At 70.2% G+C, this 20,077-nt stretch carries 23 protein-coding genes; 13 read left to right on the top strand and 10 right to left on the bottom strand.

What is annotated here, in order from left to right; all coding sequences use genetic code 11:
• Positions 1-120 precede the first annotated feature (120 nt).
• Positions 121-1,263 carry a 4-hydroxyphenylpyruvate dioxygenase gene (gene hppD, locus ABEA10_RS05185; protein WP_345458200.1) on the bottom strand — a complete coding sequence of 381 codons (1,143 nt, stop codon included), beginning with the start codon at positions 1,261-1,263 and terminating at the stop codon, positions 121-123.
• A 158-nt stretch (positions 1,264-1,421) separates the two neighbouring features.
• Here hppD and ABEA10_RS05180 point away from each other — a divergent pair, with 158 nt between their 5' ends.
• Positions 1,422-1,889 carry an Lrp/AsnC family transcriptional regulator gene (locus tag ABEA10_RS05180; RefSeq protein ID WP_329242192.1) on the top strand — a complete coding sequence of 156 codons (468 nt, stop codon included), beginning with the start codon at positions 1,422-1,424 and terminating at the stop codon, positions 1,887-1,889.
• Between the two features lie 41 nt (positions 1,890-1,930).
• Here ABEA10_RS05180 and greA read toward each other — a convergent pair whose 3' ends face one another.
• Both greA and ABEA10_RS05170 read right to left on the bottom strand, forming a co-directional pair.
• Complete coding sequence (gene greA, locus ABEA10_RS05175; protein WP_345458197.1) at positions 1,931-2,431, bottom strand: transcription elongation factor GreA; 501 nt, start codon at positions 2,429-2,431, stop codon at positions 1,931-1,933.
• A gap of 133 nt (positions 2,432-2,564) precedes the next feature.
• On the bottom strand, positions 2,565-2,930 hold the full coding sequence (locus ABEA10_RS05170) for a DUF4307 domain-containing protein (RefSeq protein WP_345458195.1): 366 nt from the start codon (positions 2,928-2,930) through the stop codon (positions 2,565-2,567).
• 156 nt (positions 2,931-3,086) lie between these two features.
• On the opposite strand from ABEA10_RS05170, the gene mca reads away from it, so the two are divergent.
• Both mca and ABEA10_RS05160 read left to right on the top strand, forming a co-directional pair.
• Positions 3,087-3,953 carry a mycothiol conjugate amidase Mca gene (gene mca / locus ABEA10_RS05165; protein ID WP_329263013.1) on the top strand — a complete coding sequence of 289 codons (867 nt, stop codon included), beginning with the start codon at positions 3,087-3,089 and terminating at the stop codon, positions 3,951-3,953.
• Positions 3,953-4,222, top strand: coding sequence for a hypothetical protein (locus tag ABEA10_RS05160; RefSeq protein ID WP_345458193.1), 270 nt, complete (start codon positions 3,953-3,955; stop codon positions 4,220-4,222). Before mca ends, ABEA10_RS05160 begins: the two co-directional genes overlap by 1 nt.
• Here the strand turns inward: ABEA10_RS05160 and ABEA10_RS05155 are convergent.
• Positions 4,173-4,967, bottom strand: a complete 795-nt coding sequence (locus tag ABEA10_RS05155) for a phosphatase PAP2 family protein (RefSeq protein WP_345458191.1) — start codon at positions 4,965-4,967, stop codon at positions 4,173-4,175. The two genes, ABEA10_RS05160 and ABEA10_RS05155, sit on opposite strands and share 50 nt — an antisense overlap.
• Before the next feature lie 260 nt (positions 4,968-5,227).
• Here ABEA10_RS05155 and ABEA10_RS05150 point away from each other — a divergent pair, with 260 nt between their 5' ends.
• From ABEA10_RS05150 to ABEA10_RS05140, 3 genes are all read left to right on the top strand, one after another.
• Complete coding sequence (locus ABEA10_RS05150; protein WP_329242173.1) at positions 5,228-5,932, top strand: response regulator transcription factor; 705 nt, start codon at positions 5,228-5,230, stop codon at positions 5,930-5,932.
• Positions 5,932-7,413, top strand: coding sequence for a sensor histidine kinase (locus ABEA10_RS05145; protein WP_345458187.1), 1,482 nt, complete (start codon positions 5,932-5,934; stop codon positions 7,411-7,413). The genes ABEA10_RS05150 and ABEA10_RS05145 overlap by 1 nt, the downstream gene beginning before the upstream one ends.
• Before the next feature lie 161 nt (positions 7,414-7,574).
• Positions 7,575-8,066 (top strand): YbaK/EbsC family protein, encoded by a 492-nt coding sequence (locus ABEA10_RS05140; RefSeq protein ID WP_345458185.1) that lies wholly within the window; start codon positions 7,575-7,577, stop codon positions 8,064-8,066.
• Between the two features lie 24 nt (positions 8,067-8,090).
• Here the strand turns inward: ABEA10_RS05140 and ABEA10_RS05135 are convergent, their stop codons facing one another.
• Positions 8,091-8,627, bottom strand: coding sequence for a helix-turn-helix domain-containing protein (locus tag ABEA10_RS05135; RefSeq protein WP_345458183.1), 537 nt, complete (start codon positions 8,625-8,627; stop codon positions 8,091-8,093).
• Between the two features lie 69 nt (positions 8,628-8,696).
• On the bottom strand, positions 8,697-9,647 hold the full coding sequence (locus tag ABEA10_RS05130) for a DMT family transporter (protein WP_345458993.1): 951 nt from the start codon (positions 9,645-9,647) through the stop codon (positions 8,697-8,699).
• Between the two features lie 454 nt (positions 9,648-10,101).
• Here ABEA10_RS05130 and ABEA10_RS05125 point away from each other — a divergent pair, with 454 nt between their 5' ends.
• Together ABEA10_RS05125 and ABEA10_RS05120 are read left to right on the top strand one after the other, a co-directional pair.
• Positions 10,102-10,611, top strand: a complete 510-nt coding sequence (locus tag ABEA10_RS05125; RefSeq protein WP_345458181.1) for a hypothetical protein — start codon at positions 10,102-10,104, stop codon at positions 10,609-10,611.
• Positions 10,612-10,958: 347 nt separating this feature from the next.
• The gene (locus tag ABEA10_RS05120; RefSeq protein WP_425550868.1) at positions 10,959-12,245 is read left to right on the top strand and encodes a S1C family serine protease; all 1,287 of its coding nucleotides are present in this window, start codon (positions 10,959-10,961) and stop codon (positions 12,243-12,245) included.
• Positions 12,246-12,427: 182 nt separating this feature from the next.
• On the opposite strand, the gene ABEA10_RS05115 is transcribed toward ABEA10_RS05120, so the two are convergent.
• Positions 12,428-13,798 (bottom strand): efflux RND transporter periplasmic adaptor subunit, encoded by a 1,371-nt coding sequence (locus ABEA10_RS05115; RefSeq protein WP_345458177.1) that lies wholly within the window; start codon positions 13,796-13,798, stop codon positions 12,428-12,430.
• Between the two features lie 227 nt (positions 13,799-14,025).
• On the opposite strand from ABEA10_RS05115, the gene ABEA10_RS05110 reads away from it, so the two are divergent.
• The 4 genes from ABEA10_RS05110 (at position 14,026) to ABEA10_RS05095 (ending at position 17,936) form a co-directional block, all read left to right on the top strand.
• Positions 14,026-15,213 (top strand): efflux RND transporter periplasmic adaptor subunit, encoded by a 1,188-nt coding sequence (locus ABEA10_RS05110; protein ID WP_345458175.1) that lies wholly within the window; start codon positions 14,026-14,028, stop codon positions 15,211-15,213.
• Positions 15,210-15,932: an ABC transporter ATP-binding protein gene (locus ABEA10_RS05105; RefSeq protein ID WP_345458173.1), complete on the top strand. Its 723-nt coding sequence runs from the start codon at positions 15,210-15,212 to the stop codon at positions 15,930-15,932. Before ABEA10_RS05110 ends, ABEA10_RS05105 begins: the two co-directional genes overlap by 4 nt.
• Before the next feature lie 108 nt (positions 15,933-16,040).
• A complete protein-coding gene (locus tag ABEA10_RS05100; RefSeq protein ID WP_345458171.1) occupies positions 16,041-17,321 on the top strand; it encodes an ABC transporter permease in 1,281 nt (426 codons plus the stop codon).
• Between the two features lie 9 nt (positions 17,322-17,330).
• Complete coding sequence (locus ABEA10_RS05095; RefSeq protein ID WP_345458169.1) at positions 17,331-17,936, top strand: hypothetical protein; 606 nt, start codon at positions 17,331-17,333, stop codon at positions 17,934-17,936.
• Here ABEA10_RS05095 and ABEA10_RS05090 read toward each other — a convergent pair.
• Positions 17,908-18,621, bottom strand: a complete 714-nt coding sequence (locus ABEA10_RS05090; protein ID WP_345458167.1) for a permease prefix domain 1-containing protein — start codon at positions 18,619-18,621, stop codon at positions 17,908-17,910. The two genes, ABEA10_RS05095 and ABEA10_RS05090, sit on opposite strands and share 29 nt — an antisense overlap.
• Complete coding sequence (locus tag ABEA10_RS05085) at positions 18,618-18,956, bottom strand: PadR family transcriptional regulator (protein ID WP_345458165.1); 339 nt, start codon at positions 18,954-18,956, stop codon at positions 18,618-18,620. Before ABEA10_RS05085 ends, ABEA10_RS05090 begins: the two co-directional genes overlap by 4 nt.
• 25 nt (positions 18,957-18,981) lie before the next feature.
• Between ABEA10_RS05085 and ABEA10_RS05080 the strand changes: the two genes are divergently transcribed.
• Complete coding sequence (locus ABEA10_RS05080; RefSeq protein ID WP_345458163.1) at positions 18,982-19,425, top strand: DoxX family protein; 444 nt, start codon at positions 18,982-18,984, stop codon at positions 19,423-19,425.
• A 92-nt stretch (positions 19,426-19,517) separates the two neighbouring features.
• Here ABEA10_RS05080 and ABEA10_RS05075 read toward each other — a convergent pair whose 3' ends face one another.
• Entirely contained in the window at positions 19,518-20,051 is a 534-nt protein-coding gene (locus ABEA10_RS05075) for a hypothetical protein (RefSeq protein ID WP_345458161.1), read from the bottom strand.
• Positions 20,052-20,077 lie beyond the last annotated feature (26 nt).

The raw sequence follows: 20,077 nt of genomic DNA, 5'->3' as shown, positions 1-20,077 counted from the left end.
CAAGAGTGGCTGGTCAGAGGCCCAAACGCCAAATCCGCAGGGTAAAAACGCCCCCGGCGCGCGTACGGACCTGGCATAGCGGGCATCGCGCGCCGGGAGGGGCCGCTGGGACGGCGGGGGTCAGAGGTTGCCGCGGCGTTCCTGTTCGCGTTCGATCGCCTCGAACAGGGCCTTGAAGTTGCCCTTGCCGAAGCCGAGTGACCCGTGCCGCTCGATCAGCTCGAAGAAGACCGTCGGGCGGTCCTGCACCGGTTTGGTGAAGATCTGCAGCAGGTAGCCGTCCTCGTCGCGGTCGACCAGGATGCCGCGCTTCTGCAGCTCCTCGATCGGCACGCGCACCTCGCCGATGCGCGTCCGCAGCTCCTCGTCCTCGTAGTAGGAGTCGGGAGTGCTGAGGAACTCCAGGCCGGCGGCGCGCATCGCGTCGACGGAGTGGAGGATGTCGTTCGTGGCCAGGGCGATGTGCTGCATACCCGGCCCGCCGTAGAACTCCAGATACTCATCGATCTGGGACTTCTTCTTGGCGACCGCCGGCTCGTTGAGCGGGAACTTGACCTTGCCGCCGCCGTCCGCGACGACCTTGGACATCAGCGCGGAGTACTCCGTGGCGATGTCGTCGCCGATGAACTCCTTCATGTTCGTGAAGCCCATGACGCGCTTGTAGAAGTCCACCCACTCGTCCATCCGGCCGAGCTCGACGTTGCCCACGCAGTGGTCGATCGCCTGGAAGAAGCGCCGGTCACCGGGGGCGACGATCGGGTCGGCGGCGACGTATCCGGGCAGGTACGGGCCGGAGTAGCCGCCGCGCTCGACCAGGGAGTGGCGGGTCTCGCCGTACGTGGCGATGGCGGCCATCACGACCCGGCCGTGCTCGTCCTCCAGCACGTGCGGCTTCTCCAGGCCGGTCGCGCCGTGCGCGACGGCGTGCTCGTACGCCGCGGTCGCGTCCGGTACCTCGATGGCCAGGTCGATCGCTCCGTCACCGTGCTCGGCGACGTGGCGGCCCAGGTCGGTGCCGGCGTGCACGGCGCCCTTGAGCACGAACCGCGCACCGCCGGACTCCAGGACGTACGCGGTCTCGTCCCGGCTGCCCGTCTCCGGCCCCTTGTACGCGACGCAACGCATGCCGAACGCGGTGGAGTAGTAGTGCGCGGCCTGCTTGGCGTTGCCCACGGCGAACACGACGGCGTCCATGCCCTTGACCGGGAAGGTGTCCGCCGCGCGCGCGTCGGTCGCGACGTGTTCGTTGGCTGCGGTCGTCATGGTGCTCCTCACGCGACGGGTGAACGACAGCTCGACACCCACAATGTCGATCCCGTCCGCAGGTTGCGCAAGAGCACTTGAAATGTCTGAGCAACCTGTACACCCTGAACCCGGGAGACCCCGAAAACCTGTACAGGCTGCCCACAGCGAAGGACGCCATGATCGACGAACTCGACGCGCGACTGATCGCGCTGCTGTCCGCGGAGCCGCGCATCGGCGTGCTGGAGTGCTCGCGCCGGCTCGGCGTCGCGCGCGGCACCGTGCAGGCACGCCTGGACCGGCTACAGGAGCGCGGCGTGATCCGGGGGTTCGGCCCCGAGGTCGACCCGGCCGCCCTCGGCTACCAGGTCACGGCGTTCGTGACGCTGGAGATCCGGCAGGCGGGCGGGCACGACCCCGTCGCGGCACGGCTGGCCGCCATCCCCGAGGTGATCGAGGTGCACACGATCACCGGCGGGGGCGACATGCTGTGCCGCATCGTCGGACGCGGAAATCAGGACCTACAGCGCGTCATCGACCTGATCGTCGATGTTGAAGGCGTGCGGCGGACGTCGACCGTGATCGCGTTGGCGACCCCCGTGCACCAGCGGACCCTGCCGCTGGTGCACGCGGCCGTACGTCAGTGAGGCGGAAGGGCCTGTCTCGAAGTCCCCGCAGGCCCTGAGGCTCAGGAACCGCCGTAGGGCGTGGCGTCGATGATCTCGACGCTCATGCTCTTGCCGTTGGGCAGCGTGTACTTGGCCTTCTCGCCGACCTTCTTGCCGTTGATGGCGGCGCCGAGGGGCGACTTGGGGGAGTAGACGTCGATCGGTGCGCCGCTCTCCTCACGCGAGGCCAGCAGGAACGTGACCTCCTCGTCGTCGCCCACGAACTGGACGGTCACCGTCATTCCGGGACCGACCACTCCCTCCGCGCGCGGCGCCTCGCCGACGCGCGCGTTCTGCAGGATCTGCTGAAGCTGGAGGACGCGGCCCTCCTGCTTGCCCTGCTCTTCCTTTGCCGCGTGGTAACCGCCGTTCTCGCGGAGGTCACCTTCCTCGCGGGCGGCCTCGATCTTTGCGGCGATCTCGATCCGGCCTTCGCCCGTGAGGTAGTCCAGCTCCTGCTTGAGCCGGTCGTACGCCTCCTGGGTGAGCCAGGTGACGTTGGCGTCGCGGGTCTCGGTCACGGGTACTCCTCATCCACGTGAAGTGCGGCCGTAGAACTCTCAAGGCTACCGGCATTCAAACGTGAAGTAGCCAGCGCAAGAGAGCTTTGTGTCGTTATGACGCTCTTGTTTGTTCCCCATAGGAGAGCCGGTATTAACCTGTGCGGCACCCCTGAACGTCAACCGCGGTCGCCTTGGACGTCGTCGGAAGCTGCTGGTGGCGATCGACGTCACCGGTCCCGGTCGGGACGGTCACCTCCATCCGCCCTACTTCCGCGTGGTCGGTGTCGTACGCGATGAGCGCGCAGCGCACGTTGTCGCCCTTGGACTTGGCGATCTGGTAGTGCACGCGGACCGACCGGTCGGCCGCCTGCCAGGAGACGATCTGCGGCGTGATTCCCGGAGTGCCCTCCGCGTGCACCATGATGATGGCCCAGCCGGCGGCGCAGATCGCGACGAACACCCCGATGACCGCGTAGGCCACCCGGTTGCGCCTGGTGGTGGTGCCGGTCGGGCTCATGGGAATCTCCGTGCGGGGCGGTGTTGTTCTCAGGGAGAATCATGCTTCGCGGTGCGGTCACCGGGCGTCCGGTCCCGCATCGGATGAATACGACCTTACGCTCACGGGGAGCCTGAGTTGTCCGAGACCTCGACGTGTCGCGAACCGCTGCGCCTGATGGCCGTGCACGCCCATCCGGACGACGAGTCCAGTAAGGGTGCGGCGACCATGGCGCGCTATGCCGCCGAAGGCGTTCAGGTCCTCGTGGTGACCTGCACCGGGGGCGAGCGCGGCGACATCCTCAACCCCGCGATGGACCGTCCGGAGATCAAGGAGAACCTCCCCGCGGTGCGGATGGAGGAGATGGCCAAGGCCCGTGAGATCCTCGGCGTCGAGCAGCAGTGGCTCGGTTTCGTCGACTCGGGGCTGCCGGAGGGCGAGCCGCTGCCGCCGCTGCCGGAGGGCTGCTTCGGCCTGCAGCCGATCGAGGTGGCCAGTGAGCCGCTCGTACGCGCCGTACGGGAGTTCCGTCCGCACGTCATGCTGACCTACGACGAGAACGGCGGTTACCCCCACCCCGACCACATCATGACCCACAAGGTCTCGGTGGAGGCGTTCGACGCGGCGGGCGACCCCGACCGCTACCCCGGCACCGGGGAGCCGTGGCAGCCGCTCAAGCTCTACTACCACATGACCTTCCACCAGGACCGTTACCTCGCCGAGCACCAGGCGATGCTCGACGCCGGCCTCGAGTCGCCGTACGAGGAGATGCTCAAGCGCTGGCAGGACCGGCCGCTGAAGTGGGAGATCACCACCAAGGTGCCGTGCGCGGACTATTTCGACGTACGCGACCAGGCGCTGATCGCCCACGCGACGCAGATCGACCCGAACGGCCCGTTCTTCGCCTGCCCGACCGACCTCCGGCGCAAGGCATGGCCGACCGAGGACTACCATTTGGCACGTTCACTAGTGGACACCGAACTGCCGGAGGACGATCTGTTCGCCGGTGTTCAGGAGGTCCAGGAAAAGGTGTGCCTGCCATGATGATTCTCGCGGTCAACGAAGACCAGGTGACGCCTGGGGTTGGCGCGTTCCTCATCGTCGCGGCGCTGGGTGTGACGCTCTTCTTCCTGATCCGGTCGATGAACAAGCGAATCGCGCGCATCGAGGCCCCGAGCGAGGACGACCTGCGCCAGGCCGAGTGGGAGCGCCGCCAGGCCGACCGGGACTCCGGTGACCAGGGCGGCAAGGCGGCCGCCGGCGTCAAGAAGAAGGGTGAGTCGCGCTCCGAGGGCGATCAACCGGACGCCTGACGCGGCGCCGCTCGCGCAGCCGGGCGAGCAGCGCCCCGACGGCGATCACCATCAGGCCGGCGACGGCGTCGGCGACGTAGTGGTTGGCGGTGCCGACCACGACGACGAACATGAACACCGGATAGACGACGCCGAGCGCCCGCAGCCAGTCCCAGTTCGCATGGCGCGCGATCTGCCAGCCGCACCAGGCGGCCCAGCCGACGTGCAGTGACGGCATCGCCGCGAACTCATTGGTCAACCCGGCCAGCCCCCGGGGCGCGCTGGCCGCGCTTCCCCACCAGCCCCAGTCGTGATACCGGGCGAGCGTGTCGACGAACCCGGGCAGCATGCGCGGCGGGGCGGTGGGGAAGAACCAGAACCCGAGCAGCCCGATGAGCGTCGCGATCACCAGTGCCGTACGCGCGCCGCGGTAGGAGCGGGGCCGGCAGCGCCAAAGCCACCCCAGCACCACCGGCGTCACCACGTAGTGCAGCGTGGCGTACGCGTAGGACAGCGGCACGCCGAACTCCGGGATCGCGGAGACGGCGTGGTTGATGCCGGTCTCGTCCGCGATGCGCAGCGTGTGCTCCAGATGCAGCACGCGATGGGCGTTGGTGAAGGCCTCACCGTGGCCGGCCGAGACGAGCAGGCGTACCCCGTCGTACATCAGGTACATCGCGCCGAGCAGGGCGACCTCGCGCCACCAACGGGGGCGGATCTTCGCGTCCGGCGCTGAGACCGGTGGGGCCGGTGCGAGCCGGCTCATCCCGTGCGTGCCCTGGTCAACAAGGAGCCCCCTCCGCCGGCGATCCCCCGGGGCGGGGGAGGCCTTATCCCCACGCAAAAGTATATATGTGCAAACTACATCTATAGCGGCCGGAACAGGTCGGTGTGGCGGGAAGGCGCACGGCGTGTCTCCTTGATGCCTGTGCGCCTCTGATGCCCGTCAACACCCAGGAGCCCGGACGTGTTCCTCCAGTCCTTCGTCAGGGCACGTTCAGGTAGTACTCAACTCCGCAGGCCAGGATGGAGACCGTGAGTGAAGCGCGCCTGCTCGTAGTCGAGGACGAGCCCAACATCCTGGAACTCCTGTCCGGCAGCCTCCGCTACGCGGGGTTCGAGGTCGTCACCGCGACCGGCGGCAGTGACGCGGTGCAGGTGGCCCTGCAGCGCCGCCCCGACCTCATCGTGCTCGACGTCATGCTGCCCGACATGGACGGTTTCGACGTCATCCGCAGGCTGCGCGGCGGCGGGGCGCACATTCCGGTGCTGTTCCTCACCGCGAGAGACGCCACCCAGGACAAGATCCGGGGACTGACCCTCGGCGGCGACGACTACGTGACCAAGCCGTTCAGCCTCGAAGAGGTCATCGCCCGCATCCGCGCCGTCCTCCGCCGCGCCCAGGGTGGCCCGGCCGAGGCGCCCCCGCGGCTGAGCTTCGCCGACCTCGAGCTGGACGAGGAGAGCCACGAGGTCTGGCGGGCCGGCAAGCCCATCCAGCTCTCGCCGACCGAGTTCAAGCTGCTGCGCTACTTCATGACCAACGCCAACCGTGTGCTGTCCAAGGCGCAGATCCTCGACCACGTGTGGGACTACGACTTCCGCGGCGACACCGGGATCGTCGAGTCCTACGTCTCGGTGCTCCGCCGCAAGCTCGACAAACTCGGCCCCCGCCTGATCCATACCCTGCGCGGGGTCGGCTACGTACTGCGCCTGCCGCCGGAGCAGTAGTGCCGCCCTGGCTGACCCGCCTGTCCGCGCGGACCCCGCTGCGGGTCAAGCTCATCGCCGCGTCGCTGGCGCTCGTCGCTCTGGCGCTGGTCGCGGTGAGCGTGGCGAGCGTCTCGGCGATGCGCGGTTACCTGCTGGACAAGACCGACCGGCAGCTCACCGGGTTCGCCCGCGTGACGGCCCGGGTGATCAGTCAGCCCGGACCGGCCCAGACGAAGGTGCCGGTGACCGGGCAGTTCGTCGTCCAGGTACGCGATGCGGCCGGCCGGGTCCTGGCCAACTCCAACGGATCGATCTGGCGTGAGTCGGTGCCGAACCCCGCGGTCCCGCAGGACGCCGCGTGGCTGACCGCCCACGCCGAGCAGGCCGTCACCGTCGGGGCGGTCTCCGGCGACGCCCACTGGCGCGTCCACATCGAGCCCATCGCCGGCGGCTACGTGGTGGTGGCCGCGGACCTGCGCGACGTCGCGCGCACGACCGGCCGTCTCATCGGCGTGGAGATCGTCGTCGGCAGCATCGTGCTGGTGCTCGTCATGGGCCTCGGCATCGCGATCGTCCGCGCCAGCCTGCGCCCGCTGGTGCACATCGAGCACACCGCCGAGGCCATCGCGGCGGGCGACCTGTCGCGCCGCGTGCCCGACGCCGACCCGCGTACGGAGGTCGGCCGCCTCGGCAACGCGCTCAACGGCATGCTCTCCCAGATCGAGACGGCGTTCCGCGCCCAGGCGAAGTCGGAGGCGACCGCCCGCGAGTCCGAGGAGCGGATGCGCCGCTTCATCGCCGACGCCAGCCATGAGCTGCGGACGCCGCTCGCGGTGATCCGGGGCTTCGCGGAGTACTACCGGCAGCGTTCCGACGTCTCGCCGGACGAGCTCGACCGGCTGATCGGCCGGGTCGAGGACGAGGCCGCGCGCATGGGCGTCCTGGTCGATGACCTGCTGCTGCTGGCCCGGCTCGACCAGCAGCGCCCGCTGGCGCGCAAGCCGGTCGACCTTCTCGCGCTGGCCGCCGACGCCGTGCACGACGCACGGGTCGTGGACGGCTCGCGGGAGATCACGCTGTCGGTGCGCAGCGGCTCGGCCTTCATCGTGACCGGCGACGAGGTACGTCTCCGGCAGGTGATCGGCAACCTCGTGAGCAACGCGCTGCGACACACGCCGTCCGGCACGCCCGTCGAGGTGGTCATCCGGTCCGGGCTGCTCGGCGACTCTCCGGCGGCCGTGCTGGAGGTCGTCGACAAGGGTCCGGGCATGCCGCCCGAACAGGCCGAGCGGGTGTTCGAGCGGTTCTACCGCGCCGACCCGGCCCGGAGCCGCGGCGGCACCGGGCTGGGCCTGGCGATCGTGGCCGGGCTGGTCGAGGCCCACGGCGGCTCGGTCTCGGTGGAGACCAAGCCCGGCGAGGGCGCGACCTTCCGGGTCGTCCTGCCGCTCGACCCGGACGCCATCGAGGCCGACACGGCCGAGCCGGCGCACCCTTAGCGCCCGTCCTCCTGCGCGGTGTCCACGGAGTGTCCGGCATGGTCGGCTTTCCGCGCGGTGTCAAAAATGGCGTATACCCCTGTGTCTTCGGGCATATAAGCGATTCGTCCCGTGGTAATCGCTAGCGTTTCGCAAAACACCGTGTTGGCTCGGAGGCGTAGATGTCCGACAACTCGACCTACGATCAGCTCATCAAGCTTCTGGACGAGAGAGGCGCCAGATATCGTCTTATCGACCACCCGCCGGAGGGGCGAACGGACATCGTGAGCCCCATGCGAGGAAATGAGCTGCGTCAGGCGGCCAAATGCATGGTCGTGATGGTGAAGCAGGGGAAGAAAGTCACCAAGTACGTGCTGGCCGTGGTTCCGGGCGACCGAAAGGTCGACCTCAATGCGATCAAACGCCGCAAGAACGGCACCTATGTCTCATTCGCCAACCCGGAGATCGCGGAGCGCCTGGCCGGCAGCGTCGTGGGCACGATTCTGCCGCTGAGCTTCACCTCCGAGCTCGAGCTCATCGTCGACCCGAAACTGTTCGAAGGGACTGACGAGCTGTTCTTCAACGCCGCGCGCCTCGATCGTTCGATGGCTCTGCACGTCGATGACTACAAGGCGATCTCCGACGCGACACTCGAACCGATCTCTCAGGAGTAGCGGCGAGCCCGAAGCGTCCGGGCGTCAGGGCATGGCCGGGTAACTCATCACGACCACTGCTCTGACGTCCTGGCCGCGAGCCTCATAGAAGTGCGGAGAGTCGGCCGGAAAGATCACAAAATCACCGGTGTCGAGATCCAGCGACTCCCCGTCGACGCTGATCGTGATCGGCCCTCGGTCGACCACGATGTGCTCGGTCGTGCCGGCGGTATGGCCGGGACTCTCGATCCGGTAGCCGGCGACGGCGATTCTCAGCCGCCACACCTCTGTGTTCATGCCAGGGCCGATCCGGTGGAACAGCTCCTGTTTGAAGGGCCCCGTGACCTCGGTCGCCCGGAGCGCGACCGGCCCCGGTGGGGGTACCGGCTGGATCAGGTCTCCCAACGGGAGCCGAAGCGCGACGGCGATCGCGGCGATCGTTTCGATGGTCGGGTTGCCCTGCCCCGCCTCGACGTTCGAGAGGGTGGCCTTGCTCACTCCTGATTCGCGGGCCAGCGCCGAGACCGACATCTTGCGGAGGAGCCGCAGTCGCCTGACCTGGGCGCCGACCATGCGCCCCATCTCTCCCGGAGACGTCGGTGAAACTGGAGTCCACGGCTGGCCGGGCGACCGAGAATGCATACGCACATGCTAGGCGTGTGCTGATTCGTGCGCTTCGCGCGACGGCTGTGGTGATTCCGTCGCCGGACGCTCGCGCCCCTCGTACATCCGGCCTACCGCGGCGGAGACGACGATCAGTGTGCCGCCGATGACCTGCAGCGGGGTGAGGGTGTCTTTCGCGACCGCGACGGCGAACAGCGCGGAGAAGACCGGCTCCGTACTGAGGATCAGGCCGACCCGTGTGGAGCTCGAAGCACGGGCAGACCTCAGCTGGACGAAAAAGGCGAAAGAGGTGCCCATGACGCCCAGGTAGGCGATCAGCAGCCAGGCCGAGGGGCGCGTCGCCGTGATCGTGGAGACGAGAGGTTCGCCGCTTACCACCGCGGTGAGACCCGCGAGGAGCGCCACCACGACGAACTCGATCAGCGTCAGGTTGACCAGCGACTGTCGCCGGCCCGCCGTCTGCCGGCCGAACAGCGTGATCTGCGTCGCTCTGACCATGGCGGCGCCGAGAATGATGAAGTCGCCCGAGTGCGGACGAAACCCGTCGGAGAGCAGGAGCAACCCGCAGCCGATCAGGGCGCTCGCCGTCGCCGCGTACACGATCAGGAGCTGCTTTCGCCCGCTGAGCACGCGTTCGAGCGCGGGGATCAGAACGACCGATACGGTGATGAGGAATCCCGCGTTCGCGGCCGAGGTGTACCGCACCCCTACGGTCTCCTGAATGAGAATTCCGTACAGCAGCGTGCCGAAGAAGGTGCCCGTGAGCACCTCGTTCCAGGTCAGCTTCCTAAGGGTTTTCAGGGCGAGTAGTGCGATGGCAGGTAGTGCGCACACGAAACGTAACATCAGGAAGGCGGCGGCCGGCGTGTGCTCGCCGACGACCTGCATGACGACATAACTCGACCCCCAGATGATCGCTACCAAGAGTAGCGAGACGTCGTCGACCAGGCGGCCTCTGCTGCTTACTCTAGTGATCACCTTGTTCAATATAGTAAACGCGCCTCGGCCGTACAAGCGTGCCGCCCGCCTCTCCTCGCCGTCGTCTTCCGCCGTTCCGCCGTACCGACCGGGCGGCTCGCCGTGGCTTGCCGGCGGACGCGCTCGCCCGTGGCCTGCCGAGATGGCCGCCGGGCCGCAGGCCGGCGCGGTGTTCCGGCGCGGGCCCGTCAAGTCCGGCGACCACCGGGACCGAACGTCGTGCCGCGGCGGCACTTACAACCGTCGTCCGGTCCACTACACCTAACGGAGAGTGACATTTTCCTGCGAATTCGACATCGCCCGGAGTGATCTGTGCTTATTGGTTTCACCGCAGAAGTCGGCAAATTCCCGAGCCGGAGAAACAAAGGCCGGCAGAAATGGTGCCAAGGAGCGGCCGGTATCCGATAACCGCCTCTGACCGGCGAAAAATCTGTTAACGGCGGGAAGGCGGTCCGTGCACGCGCGCGGCCGCCTGGACCACGTCATCGTGGACGAGACGAGGCCACTGCTCCAAGGCGGCCGTCTCACCTGCTGGGAGCTCGCCGAGCTCGGAATCGAGCACCGCGTCGTGTGCGACGGCGCCGGGCCCTTCGTAATCGCCCAGGGCTGGCCCGACGCCGTCGTCGTACGCGCCGATCGGATCGCGGCGAACGGCGACGTGGTCAACAAGGCCGGAACGTATGGTCTCGCCCTCGCGGCGCACGAGGCCGGGCTGCCCTCCGTCGTCGCCGCGCCGGAGTCGACCATCGACGGGTCGGCGCCGACCGGTGCGGCCATCCCCGTCGAGTCGCGCTCCGGGCGGGAGGTGACCCACCTGGCCGGTGCACGCTCGGCTCCGCCCGCCGCCCGCCGCCCGCCGCCCGCATATCCCTCCGCCTTAACACAGGCTTTATTGCGGCAACCTTCAGGCGCGTCTCAGCGTGGCTCCAGTCCGGCGCGCGATTCTCTGAGTATCACCAGATGAGGGATCTTGGGGAGTGAGCGATGGAGACCCACGAGCAGCCGACGGGCGGCCACGAGGAAGAGCCGCGCGGTGAGGCGCCACTGGAGTCCGAACGGGAGACCGGCACCTCCCCGGCCGCGTCGGACCAGTCGACGTACGTGCAGGCGTGGCCACCGCCTCCGGCCCCGCGGACGCCGGCCGACGATGAGACCGGACCGGCGCCCGCGCCGCAGGCGCAGCCCGCCGGTTCCGACCAGCAGGAGCCCGGCCGGCAAGAGCCCGGTCAGCAGGCGTACGGCCGGCAGGAATACGGTCATCAGCAGGCGTACGGTCAGCCGGGCTACGGCGAGCAGGCCTACGGACAGCCGGTGCCGGGCCAGCCGGTGCCGGGCCAGCAGGTACCCGGGCAGCAGGTGCCGGGGCCGCACGACCGGCCCTACGGTCAGGCGGCGTTCGGCGAGCAGGGGTACGGCCCCGGCCCGGCGTACGGTCCGGGTCCCGGCGGCCATCCGTGGTGGACGACGAAGCGGAAGGTCGCGGCGGGTGGTCTCGCCCTGGCGCTGATCCTCGGCGGCGGTGTCGCCGGCGGCGCCGTGGCCGCGGTGATCGGCGGCAGCAGCAGCACGTACGCCAGCCCGACCGCCGTGAAGGGCGCGTCCAACAGGTCGGCCACCGGTGTCGCGGCGATCGCCCAGGCGGTGCAGCCGAGCACCGTGTCGATCACCGCGACGAGCCAGCAGGGTCAGGACGAGGGCACGGGCGTCATCATCCGGTCCGACGGCATGATCCTCACCAACAACCACGTGGTCGCGGACGCCCAGGGCGGCGGCCAGATCTCGGTGAAGTTCAGCGACGGCAAGAAGGCCTCGGCGCAGATCGTCGGCACCGACCCGGCGACGGACCTCGCGGTGATCAAGGCGGAGGGAGTGTCGGGGCTCAAGCCGGTGACGTTCGGCAACAGCGACCAGTTGCAGGTCGGTGACCCGGTGGTGGCGATCGGCAGCCCGCTCGGCCTGGAGGGCTCGGTGACGTCCGGCATCATCAGCGCCCTGCACCGTACGCTCACCGAGAGCGGGGATCAGCAGCAACAGCAGCCTCCGGGCTTCCCGTTCGGCGGCGGGCAGAACCAGGGCGGACAGAACCAGGGCGGGCAGAACAGCTCGGGCGGTACCGCGATCGCCGACGCGATCCAGACGGACGCCGCCATCAACCCGGGCAACTCGGGCGGCCCGCTGGTGAACGCCTCCGGCCAGGTCATCGGCATCAACACGGCGATCCTCACGTCGGGCAACAGCAACGGCAACATCGGCGTCGGCTTCGCCATCCCGATCGACACGGCCAAGCAGGTCGCCGACCAGCTCATCAAGACCGGCAAGGCCACGCACGCCTACCTGGGAGTGACGCTGTCCGACGCGGAGGGCGACCAGCAGGGCGCCCTGGTGGTGTCCGTGCAGAGCGGCACCCCGGCCGCCTCGTCCGGCCTGAAGGAGGGTGACATCGTCACCCAGGTGGACGGCAAGGCGATCGACGGCGCCGACGACCTGTCCGCGGCGATCCGCGGTCACAGCCCGGGCGACAAGATCTCCCTGACGTACCTGCGCAACGGCGAGAAGCACACGGTGAACATCACGCTGGGGTCCAACGGCGGTACCTGACCGGGAGGCCGCGGTGCCCTGACGCCCGTGGGGCACCGCGGCCATCCCTCCGCGGTCTGGAGAAAAACGGCCCGAGCCGATCCGGCTCGGGCCGTTCGCGCGATGGGAACCGGACGCCCGGCAAAGAGGATCGGCCGCCCGGCGAGGCGGATGGCGTCCGTGCGCGTTCGCCCGATGAGGTGTCAGCTGCCCGGGAAGGTGGGGCTGGGGAAGCCGTCCGCGTCCGTGCCGGACGACACGACGACGTGGTCGCCGGCGCTCAGGCCCGACGTGATGGCGACGTAGCGGTCACTGCGGATGCCCGTGCGCACGGTGCGGACCGTCGTGCGGCCGCCCCGGCGTACCAGGACCGTGGCCTGGCCGTTCGACTTCGGGTGGACCGCGCCGGCCGGCACGTACAGCGTGCTCTCCGCCTGGGCGGTCACCACCTCCACGGTGGCGCTCATGCCCGTACGCAGACCCGCGGGCGGCGTGTCGTCCAAAGAGATCATCACGCCGAACAGCGCCCGGTCGCCGTCGGTCGTCGCGGCGGGGTCGATGCGCGCGACCGTGCCGCGGTAGGCGCGGCCGGGGCTCATCGCGAGGCTGATCTGGGCCGACTGACCGAGCTTCAGCTGGTTGACCTCGCCGAGGGGGAACATCGCCTGGACCTGCAGGTCGTCCAGGTCGCCGAGGGTGATGAAGCCGGTGCGGCTCTGGCCGGTCACCTGACCGCCGACCGTGCCGCCGACCGACAGGATCGTGCCGTCGATCGGCGCGGTGAGCTCGGTGGCGGCGAGCGTGCGTTCCGCCTCGCGCTCCTTGACCTCGGCCTGGGTGACGCTCGCGGCGGCCAGCTGCACCGAGTTGACCTGGCAGCCGCCGCCCTTCCCACCGCGGCGGGCGCCGCCGAAGCCCGCGCCCGTACGCCGGCCGCCGCCGGTGCTCCGGCTCGGCCGTGTCGTCGGCTTGGAGCTGTGGGTGGGGGTCCGCGTGGGACGCGACGTGGTCGGTGTCGGCGTCGCCGACGTACGGGTGGGCGTGGGCGTCGGGGCCGGGGTCCTGGACCGGGTGGGCCGGGAGGACGGCCGCGACCTCGTACCGCCGGCCGACCCCGACCTCTGGCGTCCGCTTCCGGAGGGGTAGTCGGCCTGCTGCGCCTGGCTCCCGCCGCCGGACCCGCCGCCCGCGCCGCCGCCGCAGATGCCCTGCTGCGCCTTGCCGTAGGTCTCGTCCGCCGCCGCGACGGCCGCCTTCGCGGCCTCGAGCTGCTCGCGCGCGTCGGTGTCGTCGAGACGCGCGAGGACCTGCCCGGCCCGTACCTTGTCGCCGGAGGCGACCTCGATCTTCGTCACCGTTCCCGACGTGCCGAACACCAGGTCACGCGTGTCGGCGCTCTGGACGGTCCCGGCCGCGCCGGCCGTCGCGGTGACGTCGCCGCGCAGAACCGTCGCCTGCGTGACGGCACGCGCCGGCGCGTCGCCCACCGCCACCAGCCCGCTGGCGAGGGCGACGGCCGCGCCGGCCGCGAGCCAGGGAGGTTTGCGTAGATCGCGTAGGGTGGACCGGTTCACGGACCGAGATCTTGGTGGCCGAAGGTGACGGCGACCCGAGTCTGCCCTGAGAGTTTCCTGAACGACGCCTGCCCGGTCACCGCCCCATGACGCGGGCGGTATGCCATCGGCCAGGACATCTGCCATAAAGGGGCAATATGCAGTCGTCGTACGACATCTCCCCGCACGCAGGAACCTTTCAGGGACGTATCAGGTTCGCCCCAGCCGGGTCCGTGACGCTGTAGCGGGTGAAAGCCCTCCTTCGTCGCCGGCGCCTGCTGCTCAACGGCGCGCTGGCTCTTCTTCTCCTCGTCGGCGTCGGCGTCGCCTACCTGTCGCTGCACGACGACGCGGGCGCCTCGTCGCCCGGCCGCATCGTACGTGTGAGCCGCGGCACCGTCGTGTCCTCGGTCTCGGCCTCCGGCTCGGTGGCCAGCGCGAAGTCCCGTGACCTCTCCTTCGGGACGAGCGGCACGGTCGACTCGATCAAGGTCCAGGTCGGCGACAAGGTGAAGAAGGGGCGGCTTCTGGCGACGCTCGACGACACGAGCGCGCAGGACAACCTGAAGTCCGCCAAGGCCGCGCTCAGCGCCGCCGAGGCGGGCGACACCTCGACCCCCTCCGGCTACTCCAGCTACGTGCAGGCCAAGGCGTCCTACGACAGCGCCGTGCGCGCGCTCGACGGCACCGAGCTCCACGCGCCCTTCAGCGGAACGATCATCTCGGTCAACGGATCGGTCGGCGGCTCCTCCAGCGGGTCGAGCAGTTCGAGCAGCGGTTCCAGCAGCAGCTCCGGAAGCAACGGCGGCGGCGGTGGCGGGGGCGGAGGCGGCGGTTCCGCCTCGAACTCGTCGAGCAGCTCGTCCAACAGCAGCTCGGGCGGCGGGTTCATCACCATCGCCGACACCTCGAAGCTGGACATCAAGGGCGAGTTCACCGAGGCCGACGTCGCGAAGATCAAGAAGGGCCAGCAGGCGTCGGTGACCTTCGACGCCATGCAGGGCACGCGGGCGAGCGGCAAGGTCACCGCGATCGACCAGACCTCGACGACGTCCAACAACGTCGTTCAGTACGGCGTGACCGTCAGCCTCACCGACCCGCCGAGCGGCCTGCGCATCGGCGCCACGGCGACGGTCCAGATCACCACGGCCAGCGCCGAGAACGTCCTGTACGTGCCCACCGCCGCCGTACGGACCGCGGGCGGGCGGGGGACCGTCACGGTCATGTCCGGCGGCAAGCAGGTCACCAAAATCGTGGAGACCGGGATCCAGGGCGCCCAGGGCACCGAGATCAAGTCCGGATTGAACGAGGGGGACCAGGTGCTGGTCGCCGGCAGCGGGACGACGGGCGGGGGCGGGTTCCCGACCGGCCGGTTCCCCGGCGCGGGCGGCTTCGGCGGCGCCGGCGGCGGGGCGCGGGGCGGAGCCCGCGGATGACCGTCCTCGACGTCCGAGACGTCACCAAGGTGTACGGCGAGGGCGGCACGGCGGTGCAGGCGCTGCGCGGCGTGTCCATGACCGTCGAGCAGGGCGACTACGTCGCGATCATGGGCGCGTCCGGCTCCGGCAAGTCGACGCTGATGAACATCCTCGGCTGCCTCGACGTGCCCACCTCCGGCCGTTACCTGCTCGACGGCACCGACGTGGGCACGCTGGACGAGCGCAGGCTCGCGATCGTGCGCAACCGCAAGATCGGGTTCGTCTTCCAGTCCTTCAACCTCATCCCGCGGATGAGCGCGCTCGGCAACGTCGAGCTGCCGCTCGCGTACGGCGGGGTGAAGGCGGCCGACCGCAGACGGCGGGCGCTCGCCGCCCTCGATCGCGTCGGGCTCAGCGAGCGGGTCGACCACGAGCCGAACGAGCTGTCCGGCGGCCAGCAGCAGCGGGTGGCCGTCGCGCGGGCCCTCGTCACGGCGCCCGCGCTGCTGCTCGCCGACGAGCCGACCGGCAACCTGGACACCAAGTCGACCACCGACGTGCTGGAGGTCCTCGACGGCCTCAGCGCCGCCGGTCGCACGATCGTGCTGATCACGCACGAGAACGATGTGGCACGCCACGCCAAGCGGGTGATCCGTCTGGTCGACGGCCTGATCGTCGACGACCGGCGCAGGGCGCACGTGGACGAGCCGCCGCCCGGGCTGGTGGGGCTGCGATGACCGCGAACGGTGAGCGACCGGTGAACGCGAGCGAGTCCGGGGCGGCGAGCGCGGCGACGGGCGAGGTACGAGCGCTCCGCGGAGCGAGTGAGGAGCGGTGAGCGACCGATGAGTCTCGAAGTCCTCAAATTCGCGCTCCGCGGCCTGGCGGCCAACAAGCTCCGCAGTGGCCTGACCACGCTGGGCATCCTGATCGGCGTCGGCGCGGTGATCCTGCTCGTGGCGGTCGGCAACGGCTCGTCCAAGCAGGTGCAGCAGAACATCGAACGGCTCGGCACCAACACGCTGACCGTCATGCCCTCGACGGCACGCGGCGGCGGGCGCGGCGGCGGCGTCATCGCCCGCGTGTTCGGCGGCGGCGCCCCCGGCGCCAGGGCGCAGCAGCAGACCGGGCCGCGGACGCAGGCGCACGACCTGACCGTCGACGACGCGCGGGCGATGGCCGACGCGTCGGCGGCCCCGTCGGTCAAGAGCGTCTCCCCGGTGGTCAACGCGTCCTCGGCGAACGCCGCGTACGCGGGGACCAGCCACACGATCCAGCAGTTCGTCGGTACCTACCCGACGTACTTCGAGGCGTCCAACGACCCGGTTGAGCGCGGCAGTTACTTCACCAACGACGACGTGCTGAACGACCGCAAGGTCGTCGTGATCGGGCAGACCGTGAACGAGGACCTGTTCGGCACGGTCGACGCGGTCGGCAAGCAGATCACCGTGAGCGGCGTGAACTTCACCGTCGTGGGGGTGCTCAAGACCAAGGGCTCGTCGGGCTTCCAGGACGCCGACGACGTGGCGATCGCGCCGCTGCCGGCCGTCCAGGAGAGCCTGACCGGGTACGGCGCGCTGAACCAGATCGTCGTGCAGGCCAAGACACCCAAGACCGTCGACGCCGCGCAGTCGGAGATCACCGACATCCTGAACCAGCGGCACGGCATCAGCGGCAGCAACACGGCGGACTTCCAGATCATGAATCAGGCGACACTTCAGTCGGCGATCAGCAGTAGCAGCAAGACGTTCACCGTGCTGCTCGGCGCGGTGGCGGCGATCAGCCTGCTGGTCGGCGGCATCGGCATCACCAACATCATGCTGGTGACCGTGACCGAGCGGACCCGCGAGATCGGCATCCGCAAGGCGATCGGCGCGCCGCGCGGCGCCATCCTCGGCCAGTTCCTCGTCGAGGCGACCGTGCTCAGCCTCCTGGGCGGGCTGCTCGGCGTCGCCGCGGGTGTGATCGGCAGCGAGTTCAAGGTCGTGGGGGTCAAGCCGGTCATCGTCCCCAGCTCGATCGTGCTGGCCCTCGGGGTCTCCATCGCGATCGGCCTGTTCTTCGGCAGCTATCCCGCCAACCGCGCGGCCAAGCTCCGGCCCATCGAAGCCCTCCGCCACGAATAGGGAGCAACCGTGACTGGAACCCGGCGCAAGACGAACGACGCGCCACCTGGGGATCTCGATGTGCCCCCCGAGGATCTGCTGAACACCCCGCCCTTCGAGGGCGACCTGGCCGAGGAGCTCAAGGCCGACGACCGGCCGATACGCCGGCCGCCGTCGGCGACCGTTCTGCTGGTCGCGGGCGTCCTGCTGGTGGGCGGCTTCGTCGGCGGCGTCCAGGCCGACCGCCACTGGGGCGCCAAGAAGTCCTCGTCCGACCCCGCGGCGCTGCTCGGTCAGCTCCGGAGAAGCGCCGGGGGTCAGGCCGGAGGCTTCGGCGGCGGTCCTGGCGGCTTCGGCGGACAGAACGGCCAGAACGGCCGGCAGGGCGGCGCCCCGACGGCCGGGGGCGGTACGGCCGGCGGTGGCACGTCGGGCACGGTCAAACTCGTGGACGGCGACACCATCTACGTCCAGACGCCGAACGGGATCGTCCGCGTGAAGACGACCGGCTCCACGAAGGTCACCATCGCCAAGAAGTCGACCGCCAAGGCGCTCAAGGCCGGTTCCAAGGTCGTGGTGCAGGGCACCGCGGGCCAGGACGGCACGGTCACGGCGACGAGCGTCCAGGGCGGCTGACCGCGCGGACGGCGAGACAGCCCCGGACCGCGCGGCCGGTGAAGGCGAGCCGGGCGAGGCTGGCGGCCGCGGCGGCCCCCGCCGGGAACGCGGCGATCCCGGCGGGAGCGGCGGCCTGGACGGCGAACAGGACGAGCAGGGTGAGGTCGATCGGCGCGGTACCGCCGGCGGCGATCGCCGCGGTGACGAGGGGACGGCCGGGGAGCCGGCCGGTGAACCGGCCGGTGGCGGCCACGGTGAACAGGGCGCCGGCGATGGCCGTCGCGAGTGCGATCACGGCGAGATGGACGACCGGCCGGGCCCCGGCCGGCGGACCGTCCCAGTGCCAGGGCGGGACGGGCCGGCCGCCGATACCGCCGGTCATGGCGGTGGCCACCCACAGGAGGCCGATCAACGGGCCGGCCGTCACCAGGGGCAGCACGACGCGGCGGGCCTGGGCGGCGGCCAGCTCGGCGCGGAATCCCTCGGCGACCCGCGCGGCGTCACCGAATTCGCCGACGGCGGCGCGCGCGGCCTGGAGGGGACTCAGCCCGGCGGAGCGGTGGGCGTCGGACGCGTCGGCGAGACCGGCCCGCAGCTCGGCGATGATGTCGCGGCGCGCCCTGGCCGGGCCGTTCAGCCGGGCGGCGATCTCGTCCAGGTAGGCCGCGATGACCTCCGGCCCGGCGCCGGAGCCGCCGGTCACGGTGTCGCCGGCCGCCGATGCGGCCCGAGCAGGGTGGTGACGGCGGCGGAGAACTCCTGCCAGGCATGGCGCTCGTCGGACAGCGCCCGGCGGCCGCTCGCGGTGAGCTCGTACACGCGACGCCGCCGCCCGCCCTCTTCGGACCAGCGAGCGCGTACGTGCCCGGCCCGCTCGAGGCGGCGCAGGGCGGGATAGATCGTGCCGGTGGGCAGGTCGAACCGGCCGCCGCTGCCCGCGCGCAGGACCTCCATGACCGCGTAGCCGTGGCGGGGACCGTCTTCCAGCGCGGCCAGCAGCATGCCGTCCAGATGGCCCTTCAACGCTTGCGCACTCATACGTAGCAAAGCTACCGTCGACGACATGAGTAGTAAAGCTACATGTAGTGATACTGCTGTCGGGCGACCGATCCGGTACGGCTTCACGCACGGCCGGGCGCTCGCGTACTGGTCGGCCACCGTCATGGTGGCGGCCGAACTCGGAGTCGGCGGCCTGTGGGACGTCGCGCGCATCCCGTACGTCCGCGACCTCGTGGTGCACCTGGGCTATCCGCCCTATTTCCTGGTGCTGATGGGCTCCTGGAAGATCCTGGGCGCCGCCGCCCTGCTCGTGCCGGGGTACGCGCTGCTGAAGGAGTGGGCCTACGCGGGCGCCTTCTTCACCTACAGCGGGGCCATCGTGTCCCACCTGGTCACCGGCTACGCCCTCGGCGAGCTGGTGCCGCTCACCGTCATCGCGGCGCTGACCGTCGTGTCCTGGTCGCTGCGGCCTCCGAGCCGTCGCACCCACCGCTTCGCCGCGCGCTGACCGGGCCCGTACAGCGGGGAGCCGCGCGGGGGAGGGAACCCGCGCGGCCGGGGGGCCCGCGCGAGGGAGGAGAGCTCGCGCGGGGGTCTGGGTCAGCTCGGCGACGGACGCGGAGAGAACGTCGGGAGCAACGGCTTGCAGGTCTTGAGGGCCTTGGCGACCTTCGGGTCCGCCGTGTTGAGACCGCCGAAGAGGCCCGCGCCCGGCGAACGGCGGGCGCCCGGCGTGCGCCGGGCTCCGGGCGTGCGCTGGGCGCCCGGCGTGGGGGTCGGCAGCTTCACTCCGTGGTCGGACAGGCAGCTGCGGTACGCCTGAAGCTCCTGCATGCCCTGCCCGCCGAAGCGGCCGCCTCGCGGGGCCAGCGACCGGCAGGCCTGAACCGCCTGCTGGTTCGCGCCGCCGCCGAAGAAACGGCCGCCGCCTCCTGAGGGACGACCTGAGGGACGCGCGGTCGGGATGTTCACCCCGTGCTGTTTCAGGCAGGCGGCGTACGCGGCGAAACCGCTCGAGGACGCCGATCCGGAAGGCGAGGCCGCCGCCTTGTCACCCGAGGAGGACCCGCAGGCCGCGGTGAGGAGCAGTGCGGCACCCGACGCCAGCAACACTCCGCCCTGGAGGATTCGCATGATGCCGGATGGTGGCCCACCATCCT

This window comes from Actinoallomurus oryzae (assembly GCF_039541955.1).
Lineage (GTDB): Bacteria > Actinomycetota > Actinomycetes > Streptosporangiales > Streptosporangiaceae > Actinoallomurus > Actinoallomurus oryzae.
This window is presented reverse-complemented; position numbering and strand designations above follow the sequence as displayed.

Coding starts and splice junctions, on each gene's coding strand:
- hppD (WP_345458200.1), bottom strand. CDS start 1,263: ATGACGACCGCAGCCAACGAACACGTCGCGACCGACGCGCGCGCGGCG.
- ABEA10_RS05180 (WP_329242192.1), top strand. CDS start 1,422: ATGATCGACGAACTCGACGCGCGACTGATCGCGCTGCTGTCCGCGGAG.
- ABEA10_RS05170 (WP_345458195.1), bottom strand. CDS start 2,930: ATGAGCCCGACCGGCACCACCACCAGGCGCAACCGGGTGGCCTACGCG.
- mca (WP_329263013.1), top strand. CDS start 3,087: ATGGCCGTGCACGCCCATCCGGACGACGAGTCCAGTAAGGGTGCGGCG.
- ABEA10_RS05160 (WP_345458193.1), top strand. CDS start 3,953: ATGATTCTCGCGGTCAACGAAGACCAGGTGACGCCTGGGGTTGGCGCG.
- ABEA10_RS05155 (WP_345458191.1), bottom strand. CDS start 4,967: ATGAGCCGGCTCGCACCGGCCCCACCGGTCTCAGCGCCGGACGCGAAG.
- ABEA10_RS05150 (WP_329242173.1), top strand. CDS start 5,228: ATGGAGACCGTGAGTGAAGCGCGCCTGCTCGTAGTCGAGGACGAGCCC.
- ABEA10_RS05140 (WP_345458185.1), top strand. CDS start 7,575: ATGTCCGACAACTCGACCTACGATCAGCTCATCAAGCTTCTGGACGAG.
- ABEA10_RS05135 (WP_345458183.1), bottom strand. CDS start 8,627: ATGGGGCGCATGGTCGGCGCCCAGGTCAGGCGACTGCGGCTCCTCCGC.
- ABEA10_RS05105 (WP_345458173.1), top strand. CDS start 15,210: ATGACCGTCCTCGACGTCCGAGACGTCACCAAGGTGTACGGCGAGGGC.
- ABEA10_RS05100 (WP_345458171.1), top strand. CDS start 16,041: ATGAGTCTCGAAGTCCTCAAATTCGCGCTCCGCGGCCTGGCGGCCAAC.
- ABEA10_RS05085 (WP_345458165.1), bottom strand. CDS start 18,956: ATGAGTGCGCAAGCGTTGAAGGGCCATCTGGACGGCATGCTGCTGGCC.
- ABEA10_RS05080 (WP_345458163.1), top strand. CDS start 18,982: ATGAGTAGTAAAGCTACATGTAGTGATACTGCTGTCGGGCGACCGATC.
- ABEA10_RS05075 (WP_345458161.1), bottom strand. CDS start 20,051: ATGCGAATCCTCCAGGGCGGAGTGTTGCTGGCGTCGGGTGCCGCACTG.